This window comes from Streptomyces sp. JJ38, from assembly GCF_019303475.1.
Lineage (GTDB): Bacteria > Actinomycetota > Actinomycetes > Streptomycetales > Streptomycetaceae > Streptomyces.
The window spans coordinates 111,525-122,734 of record NZ_JABLSI010000007.1; the positions used below are offsets into that span (position 1 = coordinate 111,525).

Below are 11,210 nucleotides of genomic sequence, written 5' to 3' on the forward strand. Positions count from 1 at the left end.
CGGACCATGACGACGAGATCGACAAGGGATCTGACGTGAACAACCGCTCGCTCCAGCGAGGCGATGCAGTGGTGATCGGAGCAGCGGTCCTGCTGTTCATCGCCTCATTCCTCGACTTCTATAGCTTCCCCGGCGGCTTCGGGCAGGACGACGACAGCCGCAACGGCTGGTCGAACTTCTTCTGGCCGGTCATGCCGACCATCTTCCTGGGCGGCCTCCTCGCGACGGTCTTCATCGTCGTCTCCCGCTTCGTGAACCCGGAGCTGCGGGTCGCGGGGCTGAAGCTCGACCAGTGGGGCATCGCTTTCAGCGTCATGGCCGTCTGGGCCGGCTTCTGGACGCTGCTCGCCAACCCGATGGGCGCCGAAGAGGCGCTGGACGTCGGCGCCGGGCAGGTCATGGGCTTCATCGCGGTGATCATCATGGCGGCCGGCGCCATCGCCACCGTCTACCTGCCGCCGCTGCAGGTCGCGCTCATCCCGGCCGGCGGTATGAAGCAGCCGCAGCCCTACGGCCAGCAGGGCGCCTACGGCTACACCGGCGCCCCGCAGCAGGCCGGTCAGCCGCAGGCCGGCTACGGCTACCCTGGCGGCCCGCAGCCGGGCCCCCAGGACCAGTCCTTCGGCGGCCAGCCCGGCGCCCAGCCGCAGCCTCAGCCCGCCCAGCCGCAGCCCCAGCAGGGCGCGGCCGACCCGAACTTCCAGCCGTTCTGGTTCGCTGTTCCGGTCGCCCGCCCGCTGACCGGTGAGGACGGCTCGCCGACCCCGATCGCCGAACTGGCTCCGGGTACCTGGTACCTGGCGGTCGAGCAGCGCGGTCAGGCGCTCATCGCGCAGACGCAGGACGGCCGTCGCGGTCTCCTGGCCGACACCTCCGGCATCCAGCGCGGCTGACGGTCCCGCTCCACGACGAGACCCCCGCCACCGTGGCCTCAAGCCCGGTGGCGGGGGTCTCGTCGTCCCGTGGGACGGTGTCAGCGGAGGTCAGCAGCAGGAGGCGGTCAGGCCGACGGGGGTCGCCGGGGCGGTGAAGACCTCGACGGTGGCCGGATCCCCGCCCAGGGCCGCGACGGCCAGCAGCAGCGCACCGGCGGTCCAGGCCGTCTGCTCCCGGGGCCACACGGCCTCGTCGGCGAAGACGTACCCCGTCCAGTACATGCCGCTGGGAGCCCGCAGGTGGGCGATCGAGCGGAGGATCTCCACGGCGCGGCCGGACTCCCCCATCACCCACAGGGCCAGGGCCAGTTCGGCACTCTCGCCGCCCGTCACCCAGGGGTTGGGCGTCACGCAGCGCACGCCCAGGCCGGGGACGACGAAGCGGTCCCACTCGGCCTCGATGCGCTCCTTGGCCGCCGTGCCCGTGACCGCCCCGGTGAGCACCGGGTAGTACCAGTCCATCGAGTAGCGGGACTTGTCCGCGAAGCGCTCGGGGTGGTGCGCGATCGCGTGGCCGAGCCGTCCGAAGGCCAGCTCCCAGTCGGGCTGCGGCTCCTCGCGGTGCTCGGCGATGGCCAGGGCGCAGCGCAGCGCCTGGTACACGGAGGAGCAGCCGGTGAGGAGTGCGTCGGTGAGCACGGTGCCGTCCGGCTCGCGCTTCCAGGCGACGGTGCCGTCGGGCTGCTGGAGGGAGAGGACGAACCCCATCGCGGCGGCCACGACGGGCCACATGCGCTCCAGGAACGTGTCGTCGCCGGTGGACAGGTAGTGGTGCCAGACGCCGACGGCGACATAGGCGCAGAAGTTGGACTCCCGGCCGGTGTCGGTGGGTTCGCGGGCGTCGCCGTCGGCGTAGGCGGCGTACCAGGAGCCGTCGGGCAGCTGGTGCTCGGCGAGCCACCCGTAGGCCGCCGCGGCGCGGGCGTGTTCGCCCGCGGTGTCGAGGGCCATGGCGGCCTCCACGTGGTCCCACGGGTCCAGGTGGTGGCCGCGGAACCAGGGGATGGCGCCGTCGGGGCGCTGCTCGGCGGCGATGCCGGCGACCGTGGCGGCCGCCTGCTCCGCGGTGAGGACGCCCGGCAGGACGAGGAGTTCGGTGCGCTCCGGGCTGGTCACGCAGTCGTCTCCGGGGTGCGGGGGAGGTGGGGCTTGGTGGCGTAGGCCACGAAGCTCTTGCCGATGAGGGGATCGAGGGCCCGTTCCGCGAGGCGGGTGGCGAGCGGCTTCTTCATGATGTCCCAGACCAGCAGCTTGTGGTAAGCGCGCACGGGGAGCGCCTTGTCGTTGTCGACGCCGAAGGCGCACTTGAGCCACCAGTACGGCGCGTGGAGGGCGTGGGCGTGGTGGCTGCCGTAGGGGCGCAGTCCGGCCTCCCGCAGCTTGGCGAGCAGTTCGGTGGCCCGGTAGATGCGGATGTGGCCGCCCTCCACCTCGTGGTAGGCGTCGGACAGCGCCCAGCAGACCTTCTCCGGGCCGTAGCGCGGCACCGTCACGGCGAGGCGTCCGCCGGGGCGCAGGACGCGGACCATCTCCGCGAGCACGCCCTTGTCGTCGGGAATGTGCTCCATGACCTCGGAGATGATGACGACGTCGAAGCTGTCGTCCGGGAACGGCAGGGCGAGCGCGTCGCCCTCCATGGCGGTGGCGGAGGCGGAGGCGGGGGCCTCGCCGGCCTCCTCCATGGCGGCGAACCAGGTGGCCACCTCGCGGATCTCCTCGGCGTTGCGGTCGAGCGCCACGACGTGCGCGCCACGCCGGTAGCACTCGAAGGCGTGACGGCCGGCGCCGCAGCCGAGGTCGAGGACGCGGTCGCCCGGGGCGAGCGGGAACCGGGAGAAGTCGACGGTCAGCACAGGGGGTTCTGCTTTCGGTCCGGGGGCAGGACAGGGCGGGCAGGTCGGGGGCGGTCGCCCCGGGCGGGGCGTGGGTCGTGGGCCGTGCCGCGGGCGGGGGCGCGCCGCGGTCAGCGATGGGCCGCGGCGGTGCGGGAACGGTCGATGGCCTCCCGGTAGTGCTCGGCGGTGCCGATGGCCGCCTGCCGCCAGGTGAAGCGGCTCAGGACCCGGGCCCGTCCCGCGGCGCCGAGCCGCTGTCGCAGCGGGGCGTCGGCCAGCAGCCGGGTGAGCGCGGCGGCGAGGGCGCCGGGATCACCGGGCGGCACCGCGAGGCTGGTCTCGCCGTCGGGCCCGGCCACCTCGGGGAGGGCGCCCCCGGTGGTGGCCACGAGCGGGGTGCCGGTGGCCATGGCCTCGGCGGCGGGCAGGGAGAAGCCCTCGTAGAGGGAGGGAACGCAGGCGATCTGGGCGCCGCGGACCAGATCGGCGAGCTCCGGGTCGCTGATGCCCTTGACGAACTCGACGGGTCGGCGGCCGCCGGGCCCGGGGGCGTCCAGGCCGAAGCGTTCGATGGCCCTGGCGACCGGGCCGCGTTCGGGACGCCGTCCGACGACGACGACGTGGGCCTCGGGGTGCTCGGTGCGGACCTTGGCCAGCGCCTCGACGAGGTGCACGAGCCCCTTGAGCGGGACGTCGGCGCTGGAGGTCGTCACGATGCGCCCCGGCACCTCGGGGACCGCCGGGTCCGGACGGAACAGCTCGGTGTCGGCGCCGATGTGGACGACGTGTACCCGGCCCTCGGCCACGCCCAGGTGGTCGACGATCTCCTGCCGGGAGGAGCCGGAGACGGTGAGCACCGAGGGGAGGCGGCGGGCGACGCGGCGCTGCATCCGGGTGAAGCCGTACCAGCGGCGCACGGAGAGCCGGCGCCGCAGGGTGGGCGCGGCGGCCAGGTCGAGCTGGCGGTCGACGGTGATGGGGTGGTGGATCGTGGTGACGAGCGGGGCGCCGAGTGCCTCGGAGCCGCCCAGCAGGCCGTAGCCGAGGGTCTGGTTGTCGTGGATGACGTCGAAGTCACCCCGCCGGGCGGCGAGGTGGCGGCGGGCGCGCAGGGAGAAGGTCAGCGGCTCGGGGAAGCCGCCGGTCCACATGGTGGCGACCTCCAGGGCGTCGACCCAGTCCCGGTACTCGCTGAGTCCGGGGGTGCGGAAGGGGTCGGAGGCGCGGTAGAGGTCGAGGCTGGGCAGCTCGGTGAGGGTGACGCCCTCCTCGACGACCGGGTAGGGCTGGGCACCGATCACCTCGACCTCGTGCCCCAGCCGGACCAGCTCGCGGGAGAGGTGCCGGACGTAGACGCCCTGGCCCCCGCAGAACGGGTTCCCCTTGTAGCTGAGCAGCGCGACGCGCAGCGGGCGGCCGGATTCCGTACCGCCCCGCCGGGGCCCGGTCGCCGCGTCCCGTATGGCCTCTGCGGTCACTCGCGGTCCCCTTCTCGCCGGACTTTCGCGGGAGCGTAACGGCTCGCGCCGAGGTAGAACAAGTTTCAGATGTTCGGCCCCCGGCGGGAGCGCCTCCGAATCTACCGGCCGGTCACTTGCCCGTTACGGCCGGGCGCGGTGATTCGCACCACGGCGCACCTCCTGACAGGATGCACGGGCCGGGCGCGGCCCGCCGCCGCGGCACCCGGCGTCCGGACCACCCCGACGAGCCCGGCTCACGGACGACCCCGACGAGCCCGGCCGATGACCGCAGCCCACGCGCCCAGCCCCGTGAGACCGACGCCGAACACGCCAATGAACCCACCGACGCCGACACCGCCGCCGACCCGCCCGACCGGGGCCGACCCGGCGGAACCGCCCGCGCTGACCGAACGCCAGGAGGAGCGGCGCCGCCGCATCCTGAGGGCCGCGACGCAGTCGGCCCGCCGGGGCGGCTTCGACGCGGTGCAGATGCGCGAGGTCGCCGAGACCGCACAGGTCGCCCTCGGCACGCTGTACCGCTACTTCCCGTCCAAGGTGCACCTGCTCGTCGCGATGATGCAGGACCAGTTGCGGCACCTGCACGCGACCCTGCACCAGCAGCCGCCCGCGACGGACGAGCCCGCCGCCCGGGTGGCCGAGACCCTGAAGCGGGCGTTCCGGTCACTCCGGCGCGAACCGCACCTCGCGGACGCGATGGTCCGGGCCCTGACCTTCGCCGACCGGTCGGTGAGCGCGGAGGTGGACACCGTCCTGCGGCTCACCACCGCGATCATCCTGGACGCCACGGGGCTGGAGGGAGAGCCGACACCGCAGCAGCTCTCGACGGTCCGCGTCATCGAGCACACCTGGCTTCTCGGCCTCATCAACTGGCTGGCCGGACGGGCCTCGCTCGAACAGGTGGAGGCCGACCTCGCGACGGTCTCCCGGCTCGTCCGGGACGCCTGAGGACGCCCGAGGCCGGGGCGGTGTGACCGGCGGCATCCCGGCCCGGTGCCGGAGCGCCGTTAGAGTGTCCGGTGCAAACCCGCCCTGGCCGGGGAAAGACCGGTGCGAATCCGGCACTGACCCGCAGCCGTGAGCGGTACCGCACAGCCCCCCGTGGCGTGCGCAACCGCGAGTCGGAACACCCGCGTCCAGGCGCCTCTCCCGTGAGAGGCCCAAGGCTCCCGGCGGCACGCCCTGGTGCGCCGCCGGCTCCGTCGAGGTCTGCGGATGCCGAGCCCCGGTGCCGCGCGCCCAGCGCGGCCCGCCGTGGGTGCCGGTGTGCGCGGCCGCCACCGAAAGGCATCCGATGTACCTGCGCCGCTGCGCCACGGCCCTGGCCGCCGTCACCGCCCTGAGCGCGTCGGTGGCCCCCGCCGCCCTGGCCGACGCCTCCCCGTCCCCCTCGCCCTCCGGCTCGCTGCCCGCCGGGCTGTTCGGGACGGCCGATCCCCAGTACGACGGAGTGTGGCGGCAGTCCATAGCCCTGCTCGCCCAGGACGCCGCCGGCTACGTCCCGGCGGACTCGGCCGTCGAGTGGCTGACGTCCCAGCAGTGCGACGACGGCTCGTTCATGTCCTACCGCACGGACGTCCGCGCGTCCTGTGCCAAGACCGGACCGGCCGACACGAACGCGACCGGCATGGCCGTGCAGGCCCTCGCCGCCGTGCGGGGCGCGGACAGCGAGCCGGTCAAGGACGCGGTGGCGTGGCTGGAGTCGGTGCAGAACACGGACGGTGGCTGGGGCTACGGCCCCGACGACCCCACCGACGCCAACTCCACCGCCGTCGTCATCGGTGCGCTCGACGCCGCCGGGCTCAATCCGGAGGACGTCAGAAGGAGCATCGCCGATCCCCCCTCCAACGCGCTGAACCGTCTCCAGCTCGACTGCTCGGCACCCAGCGGGAAGGCCGGGGGCTTCTCCTACCAGCGCGGAAAGAGGGGGGAGCTGGTCGCCAACCCCCATGCCTCGGCCGCCGCGACACTCGCGGCCTACCGCAAGGGGCTCGCCGTGGAGCCGGCCGAGGGGAACGCGGGCAAGCCCGTCCTCCCGGACTGCGGCGAGACCGGCCACTTCGAGATCGGCGTGTCCCCCCAGGCCGCTGCCGCCCAGCTCAGCTCCGAACTCACCCGCAACGGCGGGTACCTCACGGTGGTGATGCCGGGCACCGATCCGCAGCCCGACCACGGCGCCACCGCCCTCGCCGTCATCGCGCTCTCGGCCGCCGGGTACCCCGACGCGGCCGAGGAGCCGCTGAACTGGCTGGCCGAGCACCACACCGAGTGGCAGGGGCTGTCGGGGCAGCCGGCCGGCCTGGGCCAACTGCTGCTGGCCGTGCGCGCCGCGGGCGGCGACCCCGAGGACTTCGGCGGCACCGACCTGGTCGCCCAGCTCAACGCGACGGGCCCGGAGCCGCGGCTGATCGAGGACTCGAACACCGTGTGGTGGGCCATCGGCACGGGGCTCGTCGTGGGCGCCGGGCTGGGCGTGCTGGTCGTCGTCCTGCGCAGGCGGCGGGGCGATGGCGGCGCGGGCGACGGGGCCCCGGCCGAGGGGAACGCGGGCTGATGCGGACGGCGCGCGCCCTCGCCACGGCGGCGCTGGGCCTCCTGGTGCTCCTGACGGGCGCCGGTCCGGCCCACGCCGACGGCTACCGGTACTGGTCCTTCTGGACGGCGGAGGAGGGCTCCTGGGTCTACGCCACCCAGGGCCCGGCGACCCTGCGTCCCGCCGACGGCGACGTCGTGGGCTTCCGCTTCACCGTGAGCGAGAGCGCCGGCGAGGGCGCCCGGCCCCGGCAGCGCGCCGACTTCGAGGCCGTCTGCGCGGACACCGCGCCGCGCGAGGGCCGCAAGCGGGTGGCCCTCGTCATCGACCCCGGGACCCACGAGGACGCGCCCCGCGGCGAGACGCCGCCGCGGCCGTGGCGGGTGTGCGCGTCGGTCGCGCCGGACGCCTCGGTGGGCGACGCGCTGGCCGCCACCGCCCCACCCCTGCGCTACGACTCCTCCGCCCTGCTGTGTGCCATCGCCGGGTATCCCGAGACGGAGTGCGGCGCGCGGCTCGGCGGGTCGGACGGCGGCACCGACGGCGCGGGGGACGGCGGGACGGACGCGGGGAACGCCGCCGAGGAAGGGGACGACGGCGGCTCCGGGTTCCCCTGGGTGATCGTGTGCGAGGCACTCGTCGTCCTCGCGCTGGGTGCCGCGGGGGTGTGGCAGGCGAGGCGGCGCCGGGCGTCATGACGCGGGCTCTCCTCACCGCGCTGCGCGCGCCCTCCGCGCGCCGGGGCAACGCCCTGCACGCCGGGGCCTGGTGGCTCTGGGCACTGGGTCTGGCCGCCGCCGCGTCCCGCACCACCAACCCGGTGCTGCTGGCGCTGCTGGTGGCCGTGGCCGGGTACGTCGTCGCCGTCCGGCGCACCGACGCGCCCTGGGCACGCTCCTACGGCGTCTTCCTGCTGCTCGGCCTGGCGGTCCTGGTCGCCCGGCTGCTCTTCGCGCTCGTGCTGGGCTCCCCTGTGGGCGGCACGACGGTGCTGTTCACCCTGCCGGAGATCCCGCTGCCCGAGTGGGCCCAGGGTGTGCGGATCGGCGGCCGGGTCACGGCGGAGGGCATGTACTTCGCGTTCCGCGACGGCCTGCGGCTGGCCGCGCTGCTGGCCTGTGTGGGCGCGGCCAACGCCCTGGCGAGCCCGGCCCGGCTGCTGAAGTCGCTGCCGGGCGCGCTCTACGAGGCCGGGGTCGCCGTCGTCGTCGCGATGACGTTCGCCCCGCACCTCGTCGCGGACGTGCGGCGGCTGCGGTCCGCCCAGCGGCTGCGGGGGCGCCCGGACACCGGCGTGCGCTCGGTCCTGCGCGTCGCCCTGCCCGTGCTGGAGGGCGCTCTGGAACGCTCCGTCGCCCTGGCCGCCGCGATGGACGCCCGGGGGTACGGCCGCACGGCGCGGGTGTCCCCCGCCGTGCGCCGGGCCACCACCGCATGCACGCTCGGCGGGCTGCTGGGCGTGTGCGTCGGCGCCTACGGGCTGCTCACCGCGGACGGCGCCGCCTTCGCCCTGCCCGTGCTCGGACTCGGCCTGGCCGCCGCGCTGGCCGGGCTGCGGCTCGGCGGGCGGCGCACGGTCCGCAGCCGGTACCGGCCGGACCGCTGGGGCGCCCGGGCCTGGCTCGTGGCCGGTTCCGGGGCGGCCGTCGCCGCCGGGGTCATCGCGCTCGCCGCCGCCGACCCCACCGCCCTCAATCCGCCCGCCGTTCCGCTGACGGCCCCCGAAGCGCCCCCGGCTGCGGTGGCCGTGTGCCTGCTGGGCCTGCTGCCCGCCGTCGTCGCCCCGCTGCCCGACCGCGCCCCGGGCAGGGCCGCGCGGACCGCCACCACCGAGAAGCCAAGGCCGGGGAGGGCCGCGCCGTGATCCGATTCGAGAACGTCCGCGTGACCTACGCCGAGGCCGCCGCCGACGCCGTGACCGGGCTCGACCTCACGGTGCCGGAGGGCGAGCTCGTGCTCGTCGTCGGGCCGTCCGGGGTCGGCAAGTCGACCGTCCTGAACACCGTGTCCGGGCTCGTGCCGCACTTCACCGGAGGCACCCTGCACGGCCGCGTCACGGTGGACGGCCGTGACACCCGCACCCACAAGCCGCGCGAGCTCGCCGACGTCGTGGGCACCGTCGGCCAGGACCCGCTGGCCCACTTCGTGACCGACACCGTCGAGGACGAACTGGCCTACGGCATGGAGTCGCTCGGGCTGCCGCCCGCGACGATGCGCCGCCGGGTCGAGGAGACCCTCGACCTGCTGGGCCTGGTCGAGCTGCGCGATCGGCCCATCACCACGCTCTCCGGCGGACAGCAGCAGCGGGTGGCCATCGGCTCGGTGCTGACGACCCATCCGAGGGTGCTGGTCCTGGACGAGCCGACCTCCGCCCTCGACCCGGCCGCCGCCGAGGAGGTGCTGGCCGTCCTCCAGCGCCTCGTCCACGACCTGGGCACCACCGTGCTGATGGCCGAACACCGGCTCGAACGCGTCGTCCAGTACGCGGACCAGGTGCTGCTCCTGTCCGCGCCCGGGGAGCCCGCCCGGCTCGGGTCCCCGGCCGAGCTGATGGCCCACTCGCCGGTGCGGCCCCCCGTGGTGGAGCTGGGACGGCTGGCGGGCTGGTCCCCGCTGCCGCTGTCCGTCCGGGACGCCCGCCGCCGTGCCGGGGCCCTGCGGGAGCGGCTCGCGCCCCTCGCCGCCCGGCTCCCGGCGGACGCCGCGAAGCCGTCCGGTGGCGTTGGTGGTTCCGGTGGTTCCGGTGGTTCCGGTGGTTCCCGGCGCGGCGGCGGCCCGGGCGAAGGCGGCGGTCCGGACGGCGCCCGGGGCGCGCCGGTCGCCGAGGTCGTGCGGCTGGACGTGCGACGGGGCCGCGCCGCGGTCCTGCACGACGTCTCCCTGACCGTGCGGCCCGGCGAGACCCTCGCCCTCATGGGCCGCAACGGCTCCGGCAAGTCCACCCTGCTCGGCTCGCTCGTCGGGCTGCACCCGCCCGCGCGCGGCACCGTCTCCGTCGGCGGGCTCACCCCGCACCGCAGCAAGCCCGGGCCGCTGCTGCGACACGTCGGCCTCGTCCCGCAGGACCCGCGCGACCTCCTCGCCGCCGAGACCGTGGCCGCCGAGTGCGAGGACGCCGACCGCGACGCCGACGCCCCACGCGGTACGTGCCGCGCCCTCGTCGCCGAACTGCTGCCGGGCCTGGCCGACACCGTGCACCCGCGCGACCTGTCCGAAGGGCAGCGGCTCGTCCTGGCACTGGCCGTCGTCCTCACGGCCGCACCACCGCTCGTCCTCCTCGACGAGCCGACCCGCGGGCTCGACTACGCCGCCAAGCACCGCCTCGCGACGCTCCTGCGGCAGCTGGCCGCCCGCGACCACGCCATCGTCCTGGCCACCCACGACGTCGAACTAGCCGCCGAACTGGCCGACCGCGTGCTCGTCCTGGCCCAGGGCGAGATCGTCGCGGACGGACCCACCGCCGAGGTCGTCGTCTCCTCGCCGGCCTTCTCCCCGCAGACCGCCAAGATCCTCGCCCCGCAGCCCTGGCTGACGGTGTCCCAGGTACGGCGGGCCCTCCGGGAAGCGCCGTGAGCGGCACGCACCGGGACCGCCCGGTACGGCTCGGCCCGCGTGCCGCCGCGGCGCTCGCCCTCGTCTCGGCCACCGGCGTCGTCGCGTTCGGCTGGCCCCTGCTCGCCGACTCCGCCTCCGGGCTCGCCCACTCGGCCGACGCGCCCTGGCTCTTCGCCGCCCTGCTCCCGCTGCTCCTGGCCGTCGTCGTCGCCACCATCGCGGACTCCGGTATGGACGCCAAGGCCATCGCCATGCTCGGCGTCCTGGCGGCGGCCGGGGCGGCCCTGCGCCCGCTCGGTGCGGGCACGGCCGGGCTGGAGCCGATGTTCTTCCTGATGATCCTCTCCGGCCGGGTCCTGGGCCCCGGGTTCGGCTTCGTGCTCGGCGCGCTGGCCATGTTCGCCGGCGCCCTGCTCACCGGCGGGGTCGGACCCTGGCTGCCCTTCCAGATGCTCACCCTGGGCTGGGTCACCATGGGGGCGGGCCTGCTGCCGCGCCCGCACACCCTGCGCGGCCGCGGCGAGCTGTGGCTGCTCGCCGCCTACGGCACACCGGCCGCCATGGCCTACGGCCTGGTCATGAACCTCCAGGGCTGGCCCTACCTCGGTGGCCTGTCGACCGGCGTCTCCTTCGTCCCCGGCGACCCGGCCGCCGAGAACCTCGCCCGGTTCGCCGCCTACTGGCTCGCCACCTCGCTGGGCTGGGACGTGCCCCGCGCGGCCCTGACCGCCGTGCTCACCCTCGCCGTCGGCGGCCCGGTGCTGCGCGCCCTGCGCCGGGCCACCCGCCGAGCGGCCTTCGCCGCGCCGGTCGCCTTCGCCACCGGTGCGGCCGACGCCGTCCGCGAGCGCGCCGGCGCCCCCGGGTCGCCCGG

General features: G+C 75.5%; 10 protein-coding genes and 1 riboswitch. Of the genes, 7 read left to right on the forward strand and 3 right to left on the reverse strand.

Features of this window, described 5'->3' with window-relative positions; translation table 11 throughout:
- Positions 1-35: 35 nt before the first annotated feature.
- Complete coding sequence (locus tag HPT28_RS05680) at positions 36-893, forward strand: hypothetical protein (RefSeq protein WP_219089807.1); 858 nt, start codon at positions 36-38, stop codon at positions 891-893.
- 90 nt (positions 894-983) lie between these two features.
- Here the strand turns inward: HPT28_RS05680 and HPT28_RS05685 are convergent, their stop codons facing one another.
- The 3 genes from HPT28_RS05685 to HPT28_RS05695 all read right to left on the reverse strand — a co-directional run bounded on the left by HPT28_RS05685 (position 984) and on the right by HPT28_RS05695 (position 4,248).
- Entirely contained in the window at positions 984-2,051 is a 1,068-nt protein-coding gene (locus HPT28_RS05685) for a prenyltransferase (protein ID WP_219089808.1), read from the reverse strand.
- Positions 2,048-2,788, reverse strand: a complete 741-nt coding sequence (locus tag HPT28_RS05690; protein ID WP_219089809.1) for a class I SAM-dependent methyltransferase — start codon at positions 2,786-2,788, stop codon at positions 2,048-2,050. The genes HPT28_RS05685 and HPT28_RS05690 overlap by 4 nt, the downstream gene beginning before the upstream one ends.
- A 110-nt stretch (positions 2,789-2,898) precedes the next feature.
- Positions 2,899-4,248: a glycosyltransferase family 4 protein gene (locus HPT28_RS05695; RefSeq protein ID WP_374226922.1), complete on the reverse strand. Its 1,350-nt coding sequence runs from the start codon at positions 4,246-4,248 to the stop codon at positions 2,899-2,901.
- A gap of 315 nt (positions 4,249-4,563) precedes the next feature.
- On the opposite strand from HPT28_RS05695, the gene HPT28_RS05700 reads away from it, so the two are divergent.
- From HPT28_RS05700 to HPT28_RS05725, 6 genes are all read left to right on the forward strand, one after another.
- The gene (locus HPT28_RS05700; protein WP_219089810.1) at positions 4,564-5,196 is read left to right on the forward strand and encodes a TetR family transcriptional regulator; all 633 of its coding nucleotides are present in this window, start codon (positions 4,564-4,566) and stop codon (positions 5,194-5,196) included.
- A gap of 91 nt (positions 5,197-5,287) precedes the next feature.
- A riboswitch (cobalamin riboswitch) is annotated at positions 5,288-5,380 on the forward strand.
- Positions 5,381-5,476: 96 nt separating this feature from the next.
- Entirely contained in the window at positions 5,477-6,802 is a 1,326-nt protein-coding gene (locus tag HPT28_RS05705) for a terpene cyclase/mutase family protein (protein WP_308119092.1), read from the forward strand.
- Complete coding sequence (locus HPT28_RS05710) at positions 6,802-7,479, forward strand: SCO2322 family protein (protein WP_257578075.1); 678 nt, start codon at positions 6,802-6,804, stop codon at positions 7,477-7,479. The genes HPT28_RS05705 and HPT28_RS05710 overlap by 1 nt, the downstream gene beginning before the upstream one ends.
- A complete protein-coding gene (locus tag HPT28_RS05715; protein WP_219089811.1) occupies positions 7,476-8,645 on the forward strand; it encodes an energy-coupling factor transporter transmembrane component T in 1,170 nt (389 codons plus the stop codon). Before HPT28_RS05710 ends, HPT28_RS05715 begins: the two co-directional genes overlap by 4 nt.
- Complete coding sequence (locus tag HPT28_RS05720; RefSeq protein ID WP_219089812.1) at positions 8,642-10,354, forward strand: ABC transporter ATP-binding protein; 1,713 nt, start codon at positions 8,642-8,644, stop codon at positions 10,352-10,354. The genes HPT28_RS05715 and HPT28_RS05720 overlap by 4 nt, the downstream gene beginning before the upstream one ends.
- The coding region (locus HPT28_RS05725; protein ID WP_308119093.1) for an ECF transporter S component at positions 10,351-11,210 on the forward strand (860 nt) is incomplete at its 3' end. The genes HPT28_RS05720 and HPT28_RS05725, both read left to right, overlap by 4 nt.

Bases quoted from the DNA above. Each gene is read 5' to 3' on its own strand.
- HPT28_RS05700 (WP_219089810.1), top strand. From the start codon at position 4,564: ATGAACCCACCGACGCCGACACCGCCGCCGACCCGCCCGACCGGGGCC.
- HPT28_RS05710 (WP_257578075.1), top strand. From the start codon at position 6,802: ATGCGGACGGCGCGCGCCCTCGCCACGGCGGCGCTGGGCCTCCTGGTG.
- HPT28_RS05715 (WP_219089811.1), top strand. From the start codon at position 7,476: ATGACGCGGGCTCTCCTCACCGCGCTGCGCGCGCCCTCCGCGCGCCGG.